Consider the following 22,413-nt stretch of genomic DNA (forward strand, 5'->3'; position numbering starts at 1 on the left):
CCGCACGCGGGTGCCGCGGCACCACGCGCCGGCGTTCACCGCACCACGCGCCGGCACCACGCGCCGGCACCCGCGGGGCCCGCGGCCCGCGTGTGCGGCGTCACTGCGGCGTCACTGCGGCGTCACTGCGGGGCCAGCTGCTCCGCGAGGCCCGGCTGGGCGTCCAGCCAGGTGCGGACGGCCTGCTGCTCCTTGCCCTTGCCGGTCTCCTGGATCTGCTGCTCCAGACCGGTGAGCTGCTTCTCCGTGAGCTTGAAGTCCTTCAGCCAGGCGCCCACCTCGGGGTTGTCCTCGCTGAAGCCCTTGCGGGCCAGGGTGTGCACACCGTCGCCCTTGCCCCAGACGCCCTTCGGGTCGGCGAGCTTGGTCAGGTCGTGGGCGGAGTAGGCCCAGTGCGGCGACCAGAGGGTGACGACGACCGGCTCCTGGCGCTCGTACGCGCGCTTGAGCTCGGCGAGCATGCCGGGCGTGGAACCGTCCACGACCTCGTACTCGCCCTCCAGGCCGTACTCCTTCAGGACCTTGTCCTTCAGGATGCCCATCATCCCGGCGCTGGGCTCGATGCCGACGATGCGGCCCTTGAAGCGGTCGCCCTTGCCCTTGAGGTCGGCGAGGGACTTCACGTCCTTCATGTACGAGGGGACGGACAGCTCCAGGGAGGTCGGGCCGTACCAGGAACCGAGGTCCTCCAGCTTGTTCCCGTACTTCTCCAGGTACTGGGCGTGGGTGACGGGCAGCCAGGCGTCGGTCTGGAAGTCGAGCTGCCCGCCGGCCAGGCCGGTGTAGAGCGCGCCGGCCTCCAGCTGCTTGGTCTCGACCTCGTAGCCGCGGCGCTCCAGGAGCTCCTTCCACAGGTAGGTGGAAGCGATGCCCTCGTCCCACGGGATGTAGCCGATGCTGATCTTCTTGCCGTGGCCGGAGCCCGCGCCGGCGGCCGTGGTCGACGTGGTGCCGGAGCCGCCGAGGAAGCCGGAGCCGCCCGCGACGAGCGCGAGGACGACGATGCCGACGAGCGCGGTGACGGGCTGCGGGCGGTGCGCCCACAGCTGCGCGGTGCGACGGCGGGCGGTGACCGCGCGGGCCTTGGCGATCGCGCGGCGGCCGAGCGGGGAGACCTGGCGGCCCAGGGCGCCGGTCATGCGGTCGAGGTACATGGCGAGGACGACGATGGAGACGCCGGCCTCGAAGCCGAGGCCGATGTCGACATTGCCGATGGCCCGGTAGACGGCGCCGCCGAGTCCGCCGCCGCCGACCATGCCGGCGATGACGACCATGGACAGGCCCAGCATGATGACCTGGTTGACGCCGGCCATGATCGTCGGGACGGCGAGCGGCAGCTGCACCCGCATCAGGGTGTCGCGCGGGGTGGTGCCGAACGCCTCGGCGGCCTCGACGAGTTCGGCGTCGACCTGGCGGATGCCGAGCTCGGTCATGCGGACGCCGGGCGGCAGTGCGAAGACGATGGTGGCGATGATGCCGGGGACGACGCCGACGCCGAAGAAGATGATGCCGGGGATCAGGTAGACCATCGCCGGCATGGTCTGCATGAAGTCGAGGACGGGCCGCAGCACCGCGCTGACCGTCTTGGACCGGGCCGCCCAGATGCCGAGGGGCACCGCGATCACCAGGGTGACGAGGGTGGCGACGAGGACCAGCGACAGCGTCGCCATCGCCTCGTCCCACAGCTGGACGGAGTCGACGAGCGCGAACCCGGCGAAGGCGAGGAGACCGGCGGCGAGGCCGCGCAGCCACCAGGCGACGACGGCGAGGATGCCGGCGAGCAGCAGCGGCTGCGGTGCCGACAGAACGGCGTCGATGCCGTCGTACAGGCCGGTGATGCCGGAGCTGATGGCGTCGAACAGCCAGGAGAACTGCGCCTGGAGCCAGTCGACGGAGCTGTCGACCCAGGAGCCGAGGGGAAGCCTAGGCACTGACGGTCACCTCCTCGGCCGTGAGCCCGCCGAGCACGGCGAGAAGCTTTTCCTTCTGTACGACTCCGAGGGTGGAGCCGCCGTCGTCCTGGACGGTCACCGGGTGCGGGCCCGCGGCGGCGAGGGCGCAGAGGTCGGCGAGGAGCGTGTCCGGGCCGACGACCGGCGCGTCCGGGTCGGCCGGGCCCTCGGTGTCGGTCATGACGGCGGAGGCGGTGAGCACCCGGGAGCGGTCGACGTCCTGGATGAAGGAGGCCACGTAGTCGTCGGCGGGCCGGACGAGGATGTCCTCGGCGGAGCCGAGCTGCACGATCCGGCCGCCGCGCATGACGGCGATGCGGTCGCCGAGGCGCATGGCCTCGTTGAGGTCGTGGGTGATGAAGACGATGGTCTTCTTCAGCTTCTTCTGGAGCACGAGGAGCTGATCCTGCATGTCGCGGCGGATCAGCGGGTCGAGGGCGCTGAAGGACTCGTCCATGAGGAGCAGGTCGGCGTCGGTGGCGAGCGCCCGGGCCAGGCCCACGCGCTGCTGCATGCCGCCGGAGAGCTCGTCGGGCCAGGACTTCTCCCAGCCGGCCAGGCCGCACAGCTCCAGGGCCTCGGCGGCGCGCTTCTCGCGCTCGGCGCGCGGGACGCCCTGGACCTCCAGGCCGTAGCCGGCGTTCTCCAGGACGGTGCGGTGCGGGAAGAGCGCGAAGTGCTGGAAGACCATGCTGATGCGGCGGGAGCGGACCTCGCGCAGGGCGCGGGGGGAGAGCGCGGTGAGGTCCTCGCCGTCGTACAGGACGCGGCCCGCGGTCGGTTCGAGCAGGCCGTTGAGCATGCGCAGGAGGGTCGACTTGCCGGATCCGGAGAGGCCCATGACCACGAAGATCTGCCCCGGTTCGACGACGAAGGACGCGTCGACCACGGCGGCGGTGACGCCGTCCTCGCGGAGCGCGTCGCGGTCGGCGCCCGCGACCAGGGCGCGGACGGCGTCGGATTCCTCGGCGGGGCGTCTTCCGAACACCTTGAACAGGTGGTCGGCCTGAAGCCTGGACACATTCACCTCACGGGTAGCAGGGAGGAACGGCCCGCCACCCCCGCGACCGGGCCGTGGAGCGCGGCGGGATCTGCCCGCACACCCGTCGCGTACGGGGCCCCTGCTTCAGGGCCCCTTACCGGGTTCGCTCCGGGCACGCCCCTGCCCCGGCCCTCCGGATACAAACGCAAAGGTGACGGGGGTCACGGGCACCGTCGGAGACGGCGGTTCCGCCCGGCTGTCGGTGGGGTGGGGCATGATCGGGGGGTGACGCGACGCCTGATGCTTCTGGACACCGCCAGCCTCTACTTCCGCGCGTACTTCGGCGTGCCGGACTCCGTCCGGGCCCCGGACGGGACGCCCGTGAACGCCGTGCGGGGGCTGCTCGACTTCATCGGCCGGCTGGTCCAGGACCACCGGCCGGACGATCTGGTGGCCTGCTGGGACGACGACTGGCGGCCGCAGTGGCGGGTGGACCTGATCCCCTCGTACAAGGCGCACCGGGTGGCCGAGGAGACGGAGACCGGGCCGGACGAGGAGGAGATCCCCGACACCCTCTCCCCGCAGGTCCCGGTGATCGAGTCCGTGCTCGCGGCGCTCGGCATCGCCCGGATCGGCGCGGCGGGCTACGAGGCGGACGACGTGATCGGCACGCTGTCGGAGCGGGCGAAGGGCCCGGTGGACATCGTCACCGGCGACCGCGACCTCTTCCAGCTCGTCGACGACGAGCGGGCCGTCCGGGTGCTGTACCCGCGCAAGGGCGTCGGCGACTGCGATCTCGTGGACGACGAGCTGATCCGTACCAGGTACGGGGTCCGGCCGGACCAGTACGCCGACTTCGCCGCCCTGCGCGGCGACGCCAGCGACGGCCTGCCCGGCGTGAAGGGCATCGGCGAGAAGACGGCCGCGCAGCTGATCACGGAGTACGGCGACCTGGCGGGCGTCCGGGCCGCCGCCGAGGACCGCACCTCGAAGCTCACCCCGGCCAAGCGGCGCGGGATCGTGGAGGCGTCGGCCTACCTGGACGTGGCGCCGACCGTGGTCCGGGTCGCGCGGGACGTGCGGCTGCCGGAGTTCGACCCGGCGCTGCCCGCCGCTCCCCGGGACCCGGCGGCGCTGGAGGAGCTGGCGGTCCGCTGGAACCTCGGCGGGGCGGTGGCCCGGCTGCTGCCGGTGCTCGCGGGCGGCCGTACCGGGACGTGACCGACCGAGGGGTGCTAGCTTAGGCATACCTAAGTTCCGGGTGGGCCACGCGGCACGACCGCACACCGACAGGCCCCGCGCAGTCAGGAGAGTCCCGCCGTGGCAGAGCAGCCGGCCCGCAAGGCCCCCAGGGCCACCGAAGCGCAGGTGGTGCGCACCGAGCGGATCACCCCGCACATGGTCAGGGTCGTCCTCGGCGGCCCCGGCCTGGACGGCTTCGACGCCGACACCTACACCGACCACTACGTCAAGCTGCTCTTCGCCCCCGAGGGGGTGAGCTACCCGGAGCCGTTCGACATGGAGCGGATCCGGGCCGAGCGGCCCCGCGAGGAGTGGCCGACCACGCGTACGTACACCGTGCGCGCCTGGGACCCGGTCCACCGTGAGCTGACCCTGGACTTCGTCGTCCACGGCGACGAGGGCCTGGCGGGCCCCTGGGCGGCCCGTGCACAGGTCGGCGAGACGGTCAGGTTCCTCGGCCCCGGCGGTGGCTACGCGCCGGACCCGGCGGCCGACTGGCACCTCCTCGTCGGCGACGAGAGCGCGCTGCCGGCGATCGCGGTGGCGCTGGAGCGGCTGCCCGCCGGGGCGACGGTGCACGCCTTCGTCGAGATCGAGGACGAGGCCGACGAGCAGAAGTTCGCGACCGAGGCCGGCATCGAGGTGACCTGGCTGCGCCGTGCCGGCCGCCCGGTCGGCGAGGCGCTCGTCGCGGCCGTGCGGGAGCTGGACTTCCCGGCGGGCGACGTGCACGCCTTCGTGCACGGCGAGGCCGGCTTCGTGAAGGAGCTCCGCCGCCACCTGCGGGTGGAGCGCCAGGTCGATCGTGAGCGGCTGTCCATCTCCGGCTACTGGCGCCTGGGCAAGACCGACGAGGCGTGGCGGGCGATCAAGCGCGAGTGGAACGAGCAGGTGGAGCGGGAGCAGGAGCCCTCGCAGACCGTCTGACCGTCCGCGCACACCCGGGAGGGGGCGGGAGCCGACACGGCTCCCGCCCCCTCCCGCGTCTCACTCCAGCCGCCCCTTGCCGCCGAAGAGGCGGGACGAGGCGTCGATCTGGGCGAGCCGGCGGAGCGCGCCGAAGAGCGCGTCGCCGAGGACCGTGCCGACGGCGACGCTCTCCACCAGCTCCTCGCGGGCGACATGGCGGGCGACGTACTCGAGGTCGGCCCGGGCGACCCGCTCGGCCGCGTCCGCGTAGGCGCCGAGGACCTCGCCGAACCGCTCGTGCCCGACCGACTCCAGCGCGGCGAGCGCCACGGCCAGCGCCTCGGCCGCCGGACTGTCCGCGTGGCAGCGCCAGTCGCGCTCCTCGATGAACCCGGCGACCCGCTCGCGCGCCTCGGCGAGAACCTCCTCCTCCCCCGCGGCGGTCTCGCCGCCGTACCGCGGCACCATGCGCTCGGCCGCTTCACCCAGCAGGCGGTGCACGGGCCGGCCGGTGTCGTCCACGGCGGCGATCACCTCGCGCACGGCCGCCACGGACAGCCCGCCCACGTCGATGAGGGCGCGGATCAGGCGGAGCCGCCGCACGTGCGTCTCCTCGTACGCGGCCTGGTTCGGGCTCGTCAGCCGGCCGGCCGGGAGCAGCCCCTCCCGCACGTAGAACTTGATCGTGGGCACCGAGACCCCGGTCCTGCGGCTCAACTCACCGATGCGCACCGCGCGTTCACCTTTCCCCTGCCTTTCCGGCCTTGCCGGGCTCCCCTCCATCATAGATAGTGGCACTATCAGATAGCGGCAAGCGCCACTATCCATATCGACTACGGGGGGATCCGTATGTCCACGCGCACACCCATGCCCGCGTCCACCTCCACCTCCCCGCCCCCGGACGGCCGCCTGCACCGGCCGCTCCTCTGGTTCGCCGCGTCGATGGGTCTCTTCACCCTCGTCAGCGCGGGCGGGATCCTGCTCGACGACCGGACCCTGGTCGGCGCCCCGATCTGGGCCAAGCCCTTCAAGTTCGCCGTGTCGTTCGTCGCCTACTCGCTGTCGCTCGCCTGGATGCTGAGCCTGCTGCCGCGCGGGCGCCGGACGGGCTGGTGGGCCGGGACCGTCGTCACGGCCGCCGGCGTCCTGGAAATGGTCCTGATCACCCTTCAGGTCGTCCGCGGCCGGCAGAGCCACTTCAACCAGGAGACCCCGTTCGACGGCGCCGTCTTCCAGATCATGGGCCTCACCGTGGTCGTCCTCTGGCTGGCCGCCCTCACCATCGCCGTCCTCCTGCTGCGCGCCCGCATCCTCGACCGCGCCACCGCCTGGGCGGTCCGCCTCTCCTCACTGATCGCCCTCGCGGGCGCCGCCGTCGGCTTCCTGATGGTCCGGCCCACCCCCGACCAACTCACCGCCACCGACCCGCCGATCCTCGGCGCCCACAGCGTCGGCGTCCCGGACGGCGGCCCCTCCCTCCCGGTCACCGGCTGGGCCAGCACCGGCGGCGACCTCCGCGTCGCCCACTTCTTCGGCATGCACGCCCTCCAGCTGCTCCCCCTCGTCCTCCTCGTCGTGGCCGCCCTGGCCCCCCGCTCCCCCCGCCTCGCCGACCCCCGGCTCCGCCTCCGCCTGGTCCTCACCGCCTCCGCCGCCTACGCCGCCGTCTTCGCCCTCCTCGCCTGGCAGGCCCTGCGCGGCCAGCCGCTCCTCGCCCCCGACGCCACCACCCTCGTCGCGGCCGCCACGATCGCCGCCCTCACCGTCACCGCCACGCTCCTCACACTCCGCGGAGCTCCCTCCCGGACGTGACCCGGCCTCCGTCGCACTCGGCGACCCAGGGCCCTCGGCGTGACCGGCCCCGGCCACACACGGCGCCCCCGACTCCCGGACCTGACCCGTCTCCGCCGCACTCGTCGCCCCGGGGCCCTCGGCGTGACCCGTCGCGGCCGCACTCCTCGACCCCGCCCACCCGGGCCTCAAGCACCCCCGACCCGCCGGGCGTTCACCCCCGCCCCCGCGCGCGGACCGTGGCCCGCACCTCGCGGTCCGGCTGGAGCGTGAGGCTCGGGACCGGGCGTATCTCCTCGGGGTCCACGTCCAGGTCGTAGCGGCGGGCGAGGACCGCGAGGACGAGCACGGCCTCCACCAGGGCGAAACGGGTGCCCAGGCAGACGCGGGGGCCGCCGCCGAAGGGGTACCAGGCGTACTCGGGAATCTCCTCCGCCGGCCGGCCCTCGTCGCCGGCGAGCCAGCGCTCGGGGCGGAAGGTGTCGGCGTCCGCGTACCAGCGGGGGTCGCGGTGGGTGGACCACTGGCTCGACCAGACGCGGGTGCCGGGCGGGATCGGGGTGCCGCCCAGGGTGGCGCCCTCCTTCGCGATGCCGGTGAGGAGCCAGATCGTGGGGTAGAGGCGGAGGGTCTCCTTGACCACGGCCTGGGCGTAGGTGAGGGAGGCGTAGTCGTCGTGACCGGGCTCGCGGTCGGCGAGGACGCGGTCGAGCTCGTCGGTGAGGGCCCGCCGGGCCTTCTCGTTTCGGGAGAGGAGATACCAGGCCCAGACGAGGGTGGAGCTGGTGGTCTCGTGGCCGCCGATGTAGAGGGTGACCGTCTCGTCGCGGATCTCGCGGTCGGAGAGGTGGGCGCCGGTCTCGTCCCGGGCGGTGAGGAGCCGGCTGAGGAGGTCGGGGCGGTCCTCTCCGCCGTCGCGGTGGCGGGAGACGACGCGGGCCACCTCGGCGTCGATGACGGCGGTGGCCCGCTTGACGCGGGCGCGGCCGGGGGTCGGGATCCAGTCGGGCAGGAGGGCTCCGATGCCGCTGAGTTCGGCCCCGATCTCCTGCTGGGCGATGTCCATGGCCCGGCCGATGGCCTCGGCGTCCGCGGCGGTGTCCGCGCCGAAGATGGTGCGGACGGCGATGAGCTGGGTGAGGGCGGCCATCTCCTTCTTGATGTCGATCCGCTGTCCGTCGGTCCAGCGGTCGGCGAGGGCGACGGCGCACTCCGCCATGGTGGCCGCGTAGGAGCGGACCTGCTTGGGGCGGACGGACGGCTGGACGAGGGAGCGCTTGCGGCGCCAGTCACGGCCCTTGGCGACGACCACGCCGTTGCCGAGGAGGGTGCGGATGGCGATGCCCAGGTCGGGCTGGTCGAAGGTGCTCTCGACCTCGGTGAGGAGTTCGCCGATGGCGTCCGGGTGGGCGATGAACAGGGCGGGGCTGGGGCCGAAGCGCCAGCGGACGAAGTCGCCCCGGTCCCGCAGCTGTTCGAAGAAGGCGAGGGGGTCCTTCCCGAAGGCGGGGAGGTTGCCGAGGAGCGGCACTCCGCGTGGTCCCTCGGTGATGGTGATCCCCGCGTCGGCGCCGGCGTGCGTGGTCACGTACGTCCCCTCCCCCACTCGCTCTCCCTGTGTACGAGTCCATGCAAGCGGAGGCCGCGGCGGCGCGCCACCCCTGTGGACAACCACCTGTGGACAACCGCCGCGCTTCAGACGAAAGGGCCCGTGGTGTCCCCACCACGGGCCCTTCCACAGCGATGTGAGGGTGCGTCAGCCGACCGAGCTGTACGCGACCACTCCGCGCAGGAGCGACTCCACGGCCTTCCGCGCGTTCTTGGCGACCGTGCTGTTCTCCTTGGGCGCCGCGGCGGCGATCTGTCCGAGGACGTCGATGACCTGCTTGCACCAGCGGACGAAGTCGCCGGCGGGCATCTCGGCCTCGCGCAGCACCTCGTCGAGGCTCTTGTCGGAGGCCCACTGGTAGGCGGCCCAGGCGAAGCCGAGGTCGGGTTCGCGCTGGCCGACACCCTCCGCCTGGTTGATCTTGAACTCCTCCTCCAGGGCGTCGAGGCGGCCCCAGATGCGGACCATCTCGCCGAGCGCGGCCTTGGCCTGCCCGCCGGGCACCTTCGGGGCCACGGCGTCGTCGGCCTGCCGGGCCTCGAAGACGAGGGCCGAGACGCAGGCGGCGAGTTCGGCGGGGGCGAGCCCCTCCCAGACGCCTTCGCGGAGGCATTCGCTGGCGAGCAGGTCGAGTTCGCCGTAGAGGCGGGCGAGCCGCTTGCCGTTGTCGGTGACCTCGTCGGCCCGGAGGTAGTCGAGCTCGGTGAGGAGGGCGACGATCCGGTCGAAGGTGCGGGCGATGGTGTTGGTCCGGCCCTCGATGCGCCGCTCCAGCTGCTTGGTGTCGCGCTGGAGGCGGTGGTAGCGCTCGGCCCAGCGGGCGTGGTCCTCGCGCTCGTCGCAGCCGTGGCAGGGGTGGGCGCGGATGGCCGTGCGCAGGCGGGCGATCTCGCGGTCGTCGGCGGCGCCGGAGCGCTGCTTGCGGTGCCGGTCGGGGTTGATGTGCCCGGCCTTGGAGCGCAGGGCGGAGGCGAGGTCGCGGCGGGACTGCGGGGAGCGGGGGTTGAAGGTCTTGGGGATGCGCATCCGCTCCAGGGCTTCCACCGGGACGGGGAAGTCGATGGAGGCGAGGCGCTTGACCTGTCGCTCGGCGGTGAGGACGAGGGGCCGGGGCCCGTCGTGGTACTCGAAGCCGCGGTGGCCGTTGGTGCGGCCGGCGGGGATGCCGGGGTCGAGGACGAGCGCGAGGCCGGCGAACTTGCCGGTGGGGACGTGGATGACGTCGCCGGGCTTCAGCTTCTCCAGGGAGGCGGCGGCCTGGGCGCGGCGCTGGGCGGCGCCCTGCTTGGCGAGTTCGGTCTCCCGGTCCTTGAGGTCGCGGCGGAGCCGCGCGTACTCCTCGAAGTCGCCGAGGTGACAGGTCATGCCCTCGCGGTAGCCGTCCAGACCCTCCTCGTTGCGCTGGACCTGGCGGGAGATGCCGACGACGGAGCGGTCCGCCTGGAACTGTGCGAAGGAGGTTTCCAGGAGCTCCCGGGAGCGGTGCCGGCCGAACTGGTCGACCAGGTTGACCGCCATGTTGTAGGAGGGCCGGAAGCTGGAGCGCAGCGGGTAGGTGCGGGTGCCGGCGAGGCCGGCGAGGTGGTCGGGGTCGAGTCCGCGCTGCCAGAGGACGACGGCGTGGCCCTCGACGTCGATGCCCCGGCGGCCGGCGCGGCCGGTGAGCTGGGTGTACTCGCCCGGGGTGATGTCGGCGTGCTGCTCGCCGTTCCACTTGACGAGCTTCTCCAGGACGACCGACCGGGCGGGCATGTTGATGCCGAGGGCGAGCGTCTCGGTGGCGAAGACGGCCTTGACGAGGCCGCGGACGAAGAGCTCCTCCACGACCTCCTTGAAGGTCGGGAGCATGCCGGCGTGGTGGGCGGCGATGCCGCGCTCCAGCGCCTCCAGCCATTCGTAGTAGCCGAGGACGTGCAGGTCCTCGTCGGGGATGGAGGCGGTGCGGGCCTCGACGATCTCGCGGACGCGGAGGCGGCCGGCGTCGTCGTTGAGCCTGAGGCCGGCGTAGAGGCACTGCTGGACGGCGGCCTCGCACCCGGCGCGGCTGAAGATGAAGGTGATGGCGGGGAGGAGGCCCTCGGCGTCGAGCCGCTCGATGACCTCGGGGCGGCCGGGGGTCCAGATGCGGGAGCGCTGGCGGCGCTCGCGCTCGCGGTCGGCCTCGCGGATCATCTTGCCGCGGCGGCGGTCGCGGGGGTTGTACGTGCGCGAGTTCTCGGTGCGGGCGAGACGGAGGAGGTCGGGGTTGACCTCGCGGCGGGAGGCGCCGCGGCCGCCGTGGTCGGTCTCCTCCTCGAAGAGGTCGTACATCCGCCGGCCGGCGAGGACGTGCTGCCAGAGGGGGACGGGGCGGCTCTCGGAGACGATGACCTCGGTGTCGCCGCGCACGGTGTCGAGCCAGTCGCCGAACTCCTCGGCGTTGGAGACGGTGGCGGAGAGGGAGACGAGGGTGACCGACTCGGGGAGGTGGATGATCACTTCCTCCCAGACGGCGCCGCGGAAGCGGTCGGAGAGGTAGTGGACCTCGTCCATGACGACGTAGCCGAGGCCGGACAGCGCCTGGGACCCCGCGTAGAGCATGTTGCGGAGGACCTCGGTGGTCATGACGACGACGGGCGCGTCGCCGTTGACGCTGTTGTCCCCGGTGAGCAGGCCGACCTTGTCGTTGCCGTACCGCTTGACGAGGTCGGCGTACTTCTGGTTCGACAGCGCCTTGATGGGGGTCGTGTAGAAGCACTTGCGGCCCTGGCTGAGGGCGAGGTGGACGGCGAACTCGCCGACGATGGTCTTGCCGGAGCCCGTGGGCGCGGCGACGAGCACGCCCTTGCCCGCTTCGAGAGCCTGGCACGCCTCGATCTGGAACGGGTCCAGTCCGAATTCGTACATCTCTCGGAAGGGGGCCAGCGCGGTGGCCTGCTCTGCGTTGCGCGCGAGGGCGGCGGCGTACGCCTCGGCTGGGGTGAGGTCCTCTGTCATCTTGTCATCGAGCCTACCCGCCCCCTCCGACAGTGACGCGATCTTTATCGGGGTCCGCGCAGCGGGTGGCGGCGGGGCCCGGTGGACAGGCGGTGGCGGGGCCCGGTGAGCGGGTGACGGCGGGACGGTGGACAGGTGACGGCGGGGCCCGGTGGACGGGTGGTGGCGGGGCGGTGGACAGCTGACGGCGGGGCCCGGTGGACAGGCGGTGGCGGGGCCGGTGGACGGATGGCGGCGGGACGGACGCGGAGAGTGAGGGCGCCGGGCATGACGAAGGTCCCCGGACTCCGGTCCGGGGGCCTCGTCGCCGCCTGCGTCAGGTGATGTCGTCGTAACCGCCGGTGCGGTGGGCCCGGGCCCCGTCGGTGTCACCGGTGGCCTGCTCGGGCAGGGCACGGGGGGAGGGGACGGGGTCGAGGGCGCCGACGGGCTCGGGCGTGTGGTGGAGCACCGAGGCCTCGTCGTCGGAGAGCTCGGCGTCGGGGTCGCGGCGGGCCCGTCGCCGGTCGTTCAGCAGGGAGAAGCCGACGGCGATGAAGTACAGGACGATGATCGGTCCGGCTAGGGCGATCATGCCGAGCGGGTCCGTGGAGGGGGTGGCGACGGCTCCGAAGACGAAGGTGCCCATCACCATGGCTCGCCACCAGCCGGCCATGCGCTTGCCGGTGACCACGCCGGTGAGATTGAGCATGATCAGCAGCAGGGGCAGCTCGAAGGCGAGGCCGAAGACGAGCACCATCCTGGTGGTGAAGTCCAGGAGGTCGTCGAGGGAGAGGAAGTTGGAGGCGACCTCGGGGGTGATGCTGATGAGGACCCGGATGCTCACCGGCATGATCAGGTACGCCGTGTAGGCGCCGGCCGCGAAGAGGGGCACGGCGATGGCGGCGAACCAGTAGGTGTACTTCTTCTCGCTCTTGTGGAGACCGGGCGCGATGAAGGCCCAGAGCTGGTAGAGCCAGACCGGGCTGGACGCGATGAGGCCGGCCAGCATGACGACCTTCACCGTGGAGGTGAAGGGGGAGAGCATGGTCTGGTAGGCGAGGACGACGCAGCGTCCGCCGGTGTTGTCGGCGACGGAGCTGTTCGGGGCGCACTTCGGCACGGGGGACGAAAGGAAATCCATCAGCTGCTGGCTGAAGAACACCGCCACCACGGAGGCGACGACGATCGCCAGCATCGCCTTGGCCAGGCGATTGCGCAGCTCGCGGAGGTGATCGGCGAGCGGCATGCGCCCCTCGGGATCCTTCTCCTTGTTCATGCGGGCAGACTTCGGCAACCCACGTCCTCATCTCGTGCGGGCAGGCCGCTGGGCGGCGTACGTGCGGGGCGAACGGTGCGGCGCTGGGCGGACCGGGTCAGCGCTGGGTGGTGTCCGACGCCTCGGTCACGGGACGGCCGCCGGTGACGTCGCCGGGGGCGGCCTTGATGGTGCGCGGCGCGACGGGCGCGGCCGGGTCGGCGGGGGCGGCCGGGGCCTCGGCGGGCGTGGCCGCGTCCTGGTTCTCCGACTTCATGGCCTTGGCCTCGCTCTTCAGGATGCGGGCCGACTTGCCGAGGGAGCGGGCCATCTCCGGGAGCTTCTTGGCGCCGAAGAGGAGCACGACGACCAACAGGATGAGGCTGATCTCAAGGGGACCGATCTGACGGAACATGGCTGGTCTCTCTTCTCACCGAGGCGGCTTGGGGTGCGTGCCCGGCCGGTCGGACATGCGTCCGGCCACCGCGCTGTCTGCGATCGTAACCCGCAGGAGTAAACGTCGGGCAATGCCCGTGCATACTCCCGATTGCGTCCGTGGACCTCTGATCTGGGGTGATCAGGGCAGCGTAGGGCAGCGGACTCAGGGCAGGGAACGGCCGGTTCGGGCCAGCCCGGCGGCGGCGTTCTCCAGGTCGTCGGCGGCGCGCTGGATGCGCTGTGTGGTGACGGCCACTTGACGGCCGAGGCGCCGGACCTCCAGGAAGACCTTGACGGCGAGGACGCCGAGGACGGCGAGGCCGAGGAAACCGAGGGCGATCGCGAGCATGGGCCAGAACATGTGCCGAGCCTAGTCCGTGGGGCGAGGGACGAGGTGCGGGGTACGGGCGCCGAACCGGGAGTGGAGGGCGCGGCTCCGGCGGGACGCGGGGGTGGAGGGCGCGGCCCCGAGCTTGACCGGAGACGGAGGGCGCGGCCCCGGCGGGACGCAGGAGTGGAGGGCGCGGCTCCGGCCTTGACCGGAGGCGGAGGGCGTGGCCCCGGCGGGACACGGGGACCGAGGTCGCGGCCCCGGTGGATCACGGAGACGGAGGGCGCGGCTCCGGGGGCCGAGGGCGGCGCGGTTCAGCCGGTGGTGTGGAGGCGGAGGGTGCGGACGCCGCCTCCGGTGAGCAGTTCGACGATGCGTTCGCCGGCCGGCTTGCGGACGGCGCTGCCGCACTCGGGGCAGGTGAAGGAGTAGAAGGTGGTGCGGCGGCTGGCTCCGATGGCCAGGCGCAGGGCGCCGGCGGCGAGTTCGAAGCGGCAGCGGCAGTCGGGGCAGGCGGCTTTGAAGAGGACCGGGGTCACCGACAGACCAGACATCACGGACATTTCCCTTGACTCTCCCTGTCTCGAACTCCCCGGGCCTCCCCCGAGCCCACGCCCACGCCCCCCGGCGTCCTACGAGGACGCCTCACACACCCTCGTACGCCGCGAGCGCGGCGGTCGCCGCCGCTCGGGCGCTCTCGGCGAGACCGGCCGGCGAGACGATCCGCCCGTCGCTGCCGAGCCGCAGCGCGAGCCGCTTCAGCGAGGCCGGGTCGGGGGTGCGCAGGGTGATCCGCATACAGCCGTCGGGCAGTTCCTCGGCCCGGTCGTGCGGGTAGTACTCGGCGACCCAACGCCCGCCGGGTCCGACCTCGACCACCACCTCGGGGTCGTCGGCCGAGGGCTGGACCAGCCCCTCGGACAGGTCCCGCAGCTCCAGCTCCGGAGGCGCGGCGGCCTCCTCCAGGATCCGGATCTCGGCCACCCGGTCGAGGCGGAAGGTGCGGCGCGCCTCGGAGAGGCGGCACCACGCCTCCATGTAGGTGTGGCCCACGGCGAAGAGGCGGATGGGGTCGACCTCGCGCTCGGTGAGCTCGTCGCGGGCGGGCGAGTAGTAGCGCACCCAGAGCCGCTTGCGCTCGGAGATGGCCCGGTCGACCTCGGCGAAGACGCCGCCCTCGGACTCGAAGGTGACCGAGAGACGGGCGCTGGCGCCGGCGGCCTCGCCGGCGGCGGCCTCCAGCTTGGCGGTGGCCCGGAGCAGCGCGTCCCGGTCGCCCTCGCGCAGTCCGGGCAGGGTGGCGACGGCGCGGGCGGCGACGAGCAGCGCGGTGGCCTCGTCGGCGGCGAGCCGGAGAGGTTCGGCGACGTCGTCCGGGTTGTGCCACCAGATCCGGTCGCCGTCGGTGTCGATGTCGAGGAGGTCGCCGCCCCGGAAGCTGGTGCCGCACATGGGCAGCACGTCGAGGTCGGAGATGAGCTCGTCCTCGGTGATGCCGAAGGCGCGGGCCACGTCGGCGACGTGGGCGCCGGGACGCTCGCGGAGGTAGGTGACGAGGGAGAGCATCCGCCTCGTCTGGTCGATCGCGTTGGCAGCCATGCGGTTCGTCTCCCCCTCAGCCCTTGGCGACGGCGCGCAGCCGCTCCACCACGTCGGCCCGCAGGTCGGCCGGTTCCAGTACGACGACGTCGGGGCCGAACTCGACGAGCCAGGCGTCGAGGCCGTGCCCGTACGGGATCTCCAGCTCGTCCCAGCCGTCGGCGCCCTCGCGCACCTCGACGGCACGTGCCCGCAGCGGGTAGCCGCAGCCGGTCCGGAGGCGGATCCGGGCGGAGCGGGTGGCGGTCTCCCCCGCCCAGCTCTCCACGGTCTCGCGGACGGTGACGGCGTCGGGCACGGGCGCGGTGAAGGCGCCGGCCCGGGAGCGGACCTTGCCGGTGATGCGGGAAAGGCGGAAGACGCGCTCGGCGCCGCGATCGCGGTCCCAGCCCGCCAGGTACCAGTGGCCGCGCCAGCACTCCAGCGTCCAGGGCTCGACCTGGCGGGGCTCGGGGCGGGCGGCGTTGGCCTTGCGGTACTCGAAGACCACGGGGCGACGGTCGCGGCAGGCGAGCATCAGCGGCTCGAAGGCGGCCTCGTGCACCGGGATGCGGGGTTCCAGGGCGCTGGGCTGGATCTCGTACGTGTCCTCGGCCTCGGGCATGCCGGCCGCGCGCAGTTTCTGGAGGGCGCCGCTGGCGGCTCCGGCGAGGCGGGCCTGCTGCCAGACCCGGGCGGCGAGGCCGAGCGCGGCGGCCTCCTCGGCGTCCAGGGTGATGGGCGGGAGGCGGTTGGAGTCGCGGCGGGCGAGGTAACCGGTCTCGCCGTCGAGGTTCTCGACGGTCTCGATGACGAGGCCGAGCTCGCGGAGGTCGTCCTTGTCCCGCTCGAACATGCGGTTGAAGGCCTCGTCCCCGCTGGCCTCCAGGTACGCCTCGATGGAGCCGCGCAGTTCGCGCTTGCTGAGCGCGCGACGCGTCCCGAGCAGGCACAGCGCGAGATTCATGAGCCGCTCGGCCTTGGCAATCGCCATGGACGCCCTGCACCCTCTTCCCCGGTTCCGTTCTCGGACGTCCGACCGTACCGCCCCGGGGTCTCCGGACAAAAGCCGAGGGCCCCCGCCGCGGAGGCGGGGGCCCTCGGTCGCGCTCGTGGGGCCGGTCAGGCCTTCTTCACGCCGACGAGGTCGCAGACGAAGATCAGCGTCTCGCCGGGGCCGATCTTGGCGCCGGCGCCCTGGTCGCCGTAGGCCAGGTGCGGGGGAATGATCAGCTGGCGGCGACCGCCGACCTTCATGCCCTGGACGCCCTTGTCCCAGCCCTTGATGACCATGCCGACGCCGAGCGGGAACTCCAGCGGGGTGCCGCGGTTCCAGGAGGCGTCGAACTCCTCGCCGGAGTCGAAGGAGACACCGACGTAGTGGACGTTGACCGTGTCACCGGCTTCGGCGGTCTCGCCGTCGCCCGGCCAGATGTCCTTGATCTCCAGGTCGGCCGGCGGCTCGCCGCCCGGGAAGTCGACCTCGGGCTTCTCGATGCTCACTGCAGTGTGCTCCTCATACGGGTGTGACCGCGCGGACGATGGCCCGCGCGACCCGGACAACCTACCGTGCGGCGGGCCGGATCGCGCGGGAACCCGCTACTGCTTGGCGAGGATGTCGACCGTGAAGACCAGGGTCGACTTGGCCGGGATCTTGCCCTGCTCCTGGTCGCCGTAGCCGTCGGCCGGCGGGACGACGAGGAGCACGCGGCTGCCGACCTTCTTGCCGGCCAGGCCCTTGCTCCAGCCCTGGATGACGCCCGAGAGCGGGAAGCTGACCGGGGTGCCGCCGCGCTCGTAGGAGCTGTCGAACGGCGTGCCGTTCCAGAGCACGCCCTGGTACTGGACGGTCAGGGTGTCGGTGGGCTTGACGACCTCGCCCTTGCCCTCGATGACGTAGTTCGAGACGAGCGTCTTCGGCGCGTCGGTCTTCGGCACGGTCAGCGAGGGGGCCTTGCCGTCGGTGTTGGTGCCGACCTTGGGGAGGTCCTTGTTCTCCTGGGCGACGACGGTGCCCTCGGCGGACTTCGGGATCGTGGTCGCCTTCAGGATGTCCACGACGAAGACGAGGGTGGCGCCGCCCTTGATGCTCGGCGGGGAGCCCTGCTCGCCGTAGCCGAGCTCCGGCGGGATGCCGATCTCGACGCGGCTGCCGACCTTCTGGCCCTTCAGACCCTGGTCCCAGCCCTTGATGACCTGACCGGCGCCGAGGGTGAGGGTGAAGGGCTCACCGCGGTCGAAGCTGTTGTCGAAGGGGGTCGTCGAGTCCCAGGTCTGACCGAGGTAGTTGACCTGGAGGGCGTCGCCGTCCTTGGTGACCGGGCCGTCGCCCTCGCTGATCACGTTGACCTTGAGCTCCTTGGGCGGGTCGCCCTCGCCCTTGGACAGGGTCGGCTTCTCGCCGAATTTCTCGCCCGCGGTGATGGCGGGCAGCCCGTTGGTCATCGAGGCGTTATCGGAGCCCTTGGTCTCGTTGCCGCACGCCGCTGTGGAGAGCAGCAGCAGCGGGACGACGAGAAGGCCGGCAAGTCGGCGCACGTGTTCCTCAGATCTCAGACGGCACAGTAGTTGTCCGGACACTCTAGGGGACCCGGCTGTGACGTCCAGGGCCCCGCGCGTCGCACGCACGGGGCCCCGACCTGCTCTTGTGATCGTCCTACATACCGGCGATCAGCTTCTCCACCCGGTCGTCGACCGAGCGGAACGGGTCCTTGCACAGGACCGTCCGCTGCGCCTGGTCGTTGAGCTTGAGGTGGACCCAGTCGACCGTGAAGTCCCGGCGCTGCTCCTGGGCGCGGCGGATGAAGTCGCCGCGGAGCCGGGCCCGGGTGGTCTGCGGGGGCACGGACTTGCCCTCGAAGATCTTCACGTCGTTGCAGATCCGCGCCGCCTGCCCGTTCTTCTGGAGCAGGTAGTAGAGCCCGCGGCGGCGGTGGATGTCGTGGTAGGCGAGGTCTATCTGGGCGACCCGCGGGTTCGACATGGTCATGTTGTGCTTGGCGCGGTAGCGCTCGATGAGCTTGTACTTCATCACCCAGTCGATCTCCGTCTGGATGCGGTCCAGCTCCTCCTGCTCGATGGCGTCGAGCGTGCGGCCCCACAGTTCGAGGACCTGGGCGATCGTGCCGGAGCGGATACCTCGGCGGTCGACGAAGTCGGAGGCCTTGTCGAAGTACTCGCGCTGCACCTCCAGCGCGGACGCCTCGCGGCCGCTGGCCAGGCGCACCTTGCGCTGGCCGGTGATGTCGTGGCTGACCTCGCGGATGGCCCGGATCGGGTTCTCCAGGGTCAGGTCGCGCATCACCGTGCCGGCCTCGATCATGCGCAGCACGAGGTCGGTGGCGCCGACCTTGAGGAGCATGGTCGTCTCCGACATGTTCGAGTCGCCGACGATGACGTGGAGCCGGCGGTAGCGCTCGGCGTCGGCGTGCGGCTCGTCCCGGGTGTTGATGATGGGCCGGGAGCGGGTGGTCGCGGAGCTGACGCCCTCCCAGATGTGCTCGGCGCGCTGGGAGACGCAGAAGACGGCGCCGCGCGGGGTCTGGAGCACCTTGCCCGCGCCGCAGATCAGCTGACGCGTGACCAGGAACGGGATGAGGATGTCCGCGAGGCGGGAGAACTCTCCGTGGCGGGCGACGAGATAGTTCTCGTGGCAGCCGTAGGAGTTTCCGGCGGAGTCGGTGTTGTTCTTGAAGAGATAGACGTCGCCCGCGATTCCCTCCTCGTGCAGGCGGCGTTCGGCGTCCACGAGAAGACCTTCGAGAATGCGCTCGCCGGCCTTGTCGTGGGTGACGAGTTCGATCAGGTCGTCGCATTCCGGTGTGGCGTATTCCGGATGCGAACCCACGTCGAGGTACAGGCGGGCGCCGTTCCGCAGGAAGACGTTGCTGCTGCGGCCCCATGACACGACTCGGCGGAAGAGGTACCGCGCCACTTCGTCAGGAGACAGTCGGCGCTGTCCCCTGAACGTGCACGTGACGCCGTACTCGTTCTCCAGCCCGAAAATGCGGCGGTCCATGACTGAACATTACGCCTGACGGCGTGTGCTGAAACCGGGTTGGACGTTCCCGTTTCGATCATTTTCCGATCAGAGGGCGTTCTTTTCGCTGTGCACGGGGCCGGCGGCGCCCCCGCCCGCGGCGTGTCGCGTCCGGCGGCCGGGCGCGTCGGGGTCGTTCAGGACCCGGCCGGTGGCGAGCAGCACCAGCAGGGCGGCGAGGCCGCCCGCGCCGGCCACGGCGAAACCGGCGACGGTCCCTGAGAGTTCGACGGCGGGTCCCGCGGCGGCCGAGCCGAGGGCGGCGCCGACGCCGAAGGTGGTGACCAGCCAGGAGAACGCCTCGGTGACGGTGCCGGCCGGGGCGTGCCGGTCCACCACGATGAACGCGCAGGCGAGGACGGGGGCCAGGAAGACGCCCGCGAGGGCCGAGAGGGCGGCCATGGCGACCGGCCCCGGGGTGAGCGTGAGGGGCAGGTAGCAGAGCGCGAGGAGGGCGACCAGGACGCGCAGCCGGCGCTCGGGCGCGCCGGCCCACTGCCGCGCTCCGTAGAGGACGCCGCCGAGGAGCGCGCCGAGGCCGAGGGCGGCCATCAGCCAGCCGTAGACGGACGGGGTGCCGCGGTCGTCGGCGTAGGCGACGGCGGCCACCGTGATGGAGCCGAGGGCCAGTCCGACGAAGAAGAACGAGCCGAGCAGGGCGAGCAGGCCGGGCGAGCGCAGCGCGCCCAGCCAGTGGGCCTCGCGGGGTGCGGAGCGCCAGGTCCTGGACGGCTCGGAGAGGACCACGGAGAGCGCCCCGAGGACCCCGAGGAGGTTGATGACCAGGAGGGCGGCGGCGGGCGACTGCAGGGCCACCAGGAGGGTCACCAGGAGCGGTCCGACGGTGAACATGATCTCCTGCGCGACCGCGTCGAGGGCGTACGCGCGGTGGACCCGGTCCTCCCGGCCGAGGACGCTCGGCCAGAGCGCCCGCAGTCCGCCCTCCAGGGGCGGGGTGAAGAGTCCGGCGAGGACGACGGCGGCGTAGGCGAGGGGGAGGTTCCCGATGCCGACGAGGGCGAAGAGGGCCATGCCGAGGGCGGAGAGGACGGCGGCCGGGAGCTGGACGCGCGGCTGGCCCTTGAGGTCGACGGCCCGGCCCAGGAGCGGCTGCCCGAGGGCGTTGGCGACGCCGTACGCGGCGACGAGGCCGCCCGCGAGGGTGTAGCCGCCGCCCTGGTCGCGGACGAAGAGGGTCATGGCCACGGGGCCGGTGCCGTTGGGCAGCCGGCCGACCAGGGTGCCGGTGAGCAGGCGGAGCGCGTGCGGCGCCCGCAGGATGTCGCGGTAGCCGCCGTGTGCCGTGGCCTCGGTGGCCATGCGGGTCTCCCCTCCGTCGGCTCACGCCGAGGTTTTACGTATAACTTGCGTCGTCATACGTACCATGGCGGCGTGACGCGGGTCCACCCCGCGCCCGCGCCCCACCGACCAGCGCCCCACCGACCAGCGTCCGACGCGGAGGCCCTGTGCAGACCACCGAACCCCCCGGCGCCCCCCGTCCGACCAGCAGGGACGTGGCCCGGGCGGCGGGCGTCTCGCAGGCCACCGTCTCCCTCGTCCTCGGCGGCAAGTGGCGGGGCCGTGTGTCGGAGCGCACGGCGGGCACCGTCCGGGACGCCGCCCGCGAGCTCGGCTACCGGCCCAACCTCGCCGCCCGCAACCTGCGCCTCGGCCGCACCCGCACCGCCCTGCTCGTGGTGCCCGCGCTCACCAACGAGTTCTTCGCGCACGTGTACACCGGCGCGGCGGCCGTCGCCGCCGAGCACGGCTTCGGCGTCGTCCTCTACCCCTCCCCCGACGGCGTCGGCCCCGCCCGCGACCCCTTCGCCTCGGCCCAGGCGGCCCTGGACGGCGTGCTCGCCTCCTCCATGGCCACCGAGGCCCTGGACGCCTTCCGCGGCAGCGACCTGCCGCTCGTCATGCTCGACAGCGACCCGGCGGGCGCCGGCGCGGCGGCCCGCGTCAACCTCGACGTCGCCGAGGGCATGCGGCTGGTCACCGCCCACCTCCTCGGCCTCGGCCACCGCCGCTTCCTCCACCTGGCCTCGGCGGCCCCCTCGTGGACCTTCGACGTCCGGGCCGCGGCGCTCGCGCACGCCCTGCGGGGCGCGGAGGTCCGCACCGTGCGGTCGCCGCTCACCGTCGCGGCGGCGCGGGAGGCGGCCGGTGCGGCCCTCGCGGGGCCCGGGACCCGCCCCACGGCGGTGATCTGCGACGACGACATCCTCGCGGCCGGCGTCTGCAAGGCCGCGCTCCGGCTCGGCCTGCGCGTCCCGGAGGACCTGTCGGTCACCGGCTTCGACGACATGGCGCTGGCCACGGCGGTCGAACCGGAGCTGACCACGGTCCGCCTGCCCGCCGAGGAGTTCGGCCGCCGGGGCATGGAGGCGCTGCTCGCCGTCCTGGCGGGCGAACCGGCCCGCTCGGACGTCCTCCCCGTCGAGCTGGTCCCGCGCGGCTCCACGGGCCCGGCACCCGCCGCCTGAGCCCCGGAACGCGCGGAGGGGCCCGGTCCTGGTGGACCGGGCCCCTCCGCGTGCGGGCTCGACTACTCCTCGGACGCCTCGTCCGAGGGCTCGTCCGTCTTCGCCAGGGCCGCGTTGTCCGCCTCCAGGAGACGGACCAGCTGGCGGCCGACGATCCGCTTGAACTTGCGCTGCTGCGGACGCGTCCGGTCCAGGACCGCCACCTCGAGGCGCTCGGCGGGGATCTCCCGCTCCGTGCCGTTGGTGTCCCGGGAGAGCGCCTGCACGGCCAGCTTCAACGCCTCCGCGAGCGACATGCCGTCCCGGTGCCGCTGGTCCAGGAAGGAACTGATCTGCTCCGCGTTGCCGCCGACCGCGACCGAGCCGTGCTCGTCCACGATGGAGCCGTCGTGCGGCAGCCGGTAGATCTGGTCGCCCGTCGGTTCGGTGCCGACCTCGGCGACGACCAGCTCCACCTCGTACGGCTTCTCGCCGGCGCTGGAGAAGATGGTGCCCAGGGTCTGCGCGTAGACGTTCGCCAGGCCGCGCGCGGTGACGTCGTCCCGGTCGTAGGTGTAGCCGCGCAGGTCGGCGTAGCGGACGCCGCCGATGCGCAGGTTCTCGTACTCGTTGTACTTGCCCGCGGCGGCGAAGCCGATGCGGTCGTAGATCTCGCTGAACTTGTGCAGGGCGCGGGACGGGTTCTCGCCGACGAAGACGATGCCGTCGGCGTACTGGAGGACCACGAGGCTCCGGCCGCGCGCGATGCCCTTGCGGGCGTACTCCGCGCGGTCGGCCATGGCCTGCTGGGGTGAGACGTAGAACGGTGTGGACACCGGCGCTCGTCCCTTTCTTCTGGGCTGT

The 22,413-nt window shown here is 72.6% G+C and carries 20 protein-coding genes; 4 read left to right on the forward strand and 16 right to left on the reverse strand.

The window, feature by feature from the left end; all coding sequences use genetic code 11:
* Positions 1–122: 122 nt before the first annotated feature.
* Positions 123–1,931: an ABC transporter permease/substrate binding protein gene (locus tag ACF1BN_RS30830; RefSeq protein ID WP_392334875.1), complete on the reverse strand. Its 1,809-nt coding sequence runs from the start codon at positions 1,929–1,931 to the stop codon at positions 123–125.
* Positions 1,924–2,973, reverse strand: coding sequence for a glycine betaine/L-proline ABC transporter ATP-binding protein (locus ACF1BN_RS30835; protein ID WP_392334876.1), 1,050 nt, complete (start codon positions 2,971–2,973; stop codon positions 1,924–1,926). The genes ACF1BN_RS30830 and ACF1BN_RS30835 overlap by 8 nt, the downstream gene beginning before the upstream one ends.
* Positions 2,974–3,234: 261 nt before the next feature.
* Between ACF1BN_RS30835 and ACF1BN_RS30840 the strand changes: the two genes are divergently transcribed.
* Together ACF1BN_RS30840 and ACF1BN_RS30845 are read left to right on the forward strand one after the other, a co-directional pair.
* Positions 3,235–4,155, forward strand: coding sequence for a 5'-3' exonuclease H3TH domain-containing protein (locus tag ACF1BN_RS30840; protein WP_392334941.1), 921 nt, complete (start codon positions 3,235–3,237; stop codon positions 4,153–4,155).
* Between the two features lie 99 nt (positions 4,156–4,254).
* On the forward strand, positions 4,255–5,103 hold the full coding sequence (locus ACF1BN_RS30845) for a siderophore-interacting protein (protein ID WP_392334877.1): 849 nt from the start codon (positions 4,255–4,257) through the stop codon (positions 5,101–5,103).
* 60 nt (positions 5,104–5,163) lie between these two features.
* Here ACF1BN_RS30845 and ACF1BN_RS30850 read toward each other — a convergent pair whose 3' ends face one another.
* On the reverse strand, positions 5,164–5,817 hold the full coding sequence (locus tag ACF1BN_RS30850) for a MerR family transcriptional regulator (RefSeq protein WP_392334878.1): 654 nt from the start codon (positions 5,815–5,817) through the stop codon (positions 5,164–5,166).
* A gap of 210 nt (positions 5,818–6,027) precedes the next feature.
* On the opposite strand from ACF1BN_RS30850, the gene ACF1BN_RS30855 reads away from it, so the two are divergent.
* Positions 6,028–6,897 (forward strand): hypothetical protein, encoded by an 870-nt coding sequence (locus tag ACF1BN_RS30855; protein ID WP_392334942.1) that lies wholly within the window; start codon positions 6,028–6,030, stop codon positions 6,895–6,897.
* Between the two features lie 193 nt (positions 6,898–7,090).
* Here the strand turns inward: ACF1BN_RS30855 and ACF1BN_RS30860 are convergent, their stop codons facing one another.
* The 12 genes from ACF1BN_RS30860 to ACF1BN_RS30915 all read right to left on the reverse strand — a co-directional run bounded on the left by ACF1BN_RS30860 (position 7,091) and on the right by ACF1BN_RS30915 (position 20,404).
* Positions 7,091–8,464 carry a cytochrome P450 gene (locus ACF1BN_RS30860; protein ID WP_392334879.1) on the reverse strand — a complete coding sequence of 458 codons (1,374 nt, stop codon included), beginning with the start codon at positions 8,462–8,464 and terminating at the stop codon, positions 7,091–7,093.
* A gap of 168 nt (positions 8,465–8,632) precedes the next feature.
* Positions 8,633–11,461: a DEAD/DEAH box helicase gene (locus ACF1BN_RS30865; RefSeq protein WP_392334880.1), complete on the reverse strand. Its 2,829-nt coding sequence runs from the start codon at positions 11,459–11,461 to the stop codon at positions 8,633–8,635.
* 316 nt (positions 11,462–11,777) lie between these two features.
* Positions 11,778–12,689 carry a twin-arginine translocase subunit TatC gene (gene tatC / locus ACF1BN_RS30870; protein WP_392334943.1) on the reverse strand — a complete coding sequence of 304 codons (912 nt, stop codon included), beginning with the start codon at positions 12,687–12,689 and terminating at the stop codon, positions 11,778–11,780.
* Positions 12,690–12,816: 127 nt separating this feature from the next.
* Complete coding sequence (gene tatA, locus ACF1BN_RS30875) at positions 12,817–13,113, reverse strand: Sec-independent protein translocase subunit TatA (RefSeq protein ID WP_392334881.1); 297 nt, start codon at positions 13,111–13,113, stop codon at positions 12,817–12,819.
* A gap of 186 nt (positions 13,114–13,299) precedes the next feature.
* The gene (locus tag ACF1BN_RS30880) at positions 13,300–13,497 is read right to left on the reverse strand and encodes a hypothetical protein (protein ID WP_392334882.1); all 198 of its coding nucleotides are present in this window, start codon (positions 13,495–13,497) and stop codon (positions 13,300–13,302) included.
* 284 nt (positions 13,498–13,781) lie between these two features.
* Positions 13,782–14,030 (reverse strand): hypothetical protein, encoded by a 249-nt coding sequence (locus ACF1BN_RS30885; protein WP_392334883.1) that lies wholly within the window; start codon positions 14,028–14,030, stop codon positions 13,782–13,784.
* An 82-nt stretch (positions 14,031–14,112) separates the two neighbouring features.
* A complete protein-coding gene (locus ACF1BN_RS30890) occupies positions 14,113–15,066 on the reverse strand; it encodes a helix-turn-helix transcriptional regulator (protein ID WP_392334884.1) in 954 nt (317 codons plus the stop codon).
* Between the two features lie 16 nt (positions 15,067–15,082).
* Positions 15,083–16,039: a helix-turn-helix transcriptional regulator gene (locus ACF1BN_RS30895; RefSeq protein ID WP_392334885.1), complete on the reverse strand. Its 957-nt coding sequence runs from the start codon at positions 16,037–16,039 to the stop codon at positions 15,083–15,085.
* Positions 16,040–16,167: 128 nt separating this feature from the next.
* Complete coding sequence (locus ACF1BN_RS30900) at positions 16,168–16,548, reverse strand: FKBP-type peptidyl-prolyl cis-trans isomerase (RefSeq protein WP_392334886.1); 381 nt, start codon at positions 16,546–16,548, stop codon at positions 16,168–16,170.
* A 96-nt stretch (positions 16,549–16,644) separates the two neighbouring features.
* Positions 16,645–17,583 (reverse strand): FKBP-type peptidyl-prolyl cis-trans isomerase, encoded by a 939-nt coding sequence (locus ACF1BN_RS30905; RefSeq protein ID WP_392334887.1) that lies wholly within the window; start codon positions 17,581–17,583, stop codon positions 16,645–16,647.
* A 118-nt stretch (positions 17,584–17,701) separates the two neighbouring features.
* Entirely contained in the window at positions 17,702–19,063 is a 1,362-nt protein-coding gene (gene pafA / locus ACF1BN_RS30910) for a Pup--protein ligase (protein WP_392334888.1), read from the reverse strand.
* A gap of 69 nt (positions 19,064–19,132) precedes the next feature.
* The gene (locus ACF1BN_RS30915; protein ID WP_392334889.1) at positions 19,133–20,404 is read right to left on the reverse strand and encodes an MFS transporter; all 1,272 of its coding nucleotides are present in this window, start codon (positions 20,402–20,404) and stop codon (positions 19,133–19,135) included.
* A 146-nt stretch (positions 20,405–20,550) separates the two neighbouring features.
* On the opposite strand from ACF1BN_RS30915, the gene ACF1BN_RS30920 reads away from it, so the two are divergent.
* Entirely contained in the window at positions 20,551–21,570 is a 1,020-nt protein-coding gene (locus ACF1BN_RS30920) for a LacI family DNA-binding transcriptional regulator (RefSeq protein ID WP_392334890.1), read from the forward strand.
* A gap of 62 nt (positions 21,571–21,632) precedes the next feature.
* Here ACF1BN_RS30920 and prcA read toward each other — a convergent pair whose 3' ends face one another.
* On the reverse strand, positions 21,633–22,385 hold the full coding sequence (gene prcA / locus ACF1BN_RS30925; protein WP_392334891.1) for a proteasome subunit alpha: 753 nt from the start codon (positions 22,383–22,385) through the stop codon (positions 21,633–21,635).
* Positions 22,386–22,413 lie beyond the last annotated feature (28 nt).

Origin of the sequence: Streptomyces sp. NPDC014861, assembly GCF_043081625.1 — a bacterium.
Lineage (GTDB): Bacteria > Actinomycetota > Actinomycetes > Streptomycetales > Streptomycetaceae > Streptomyces.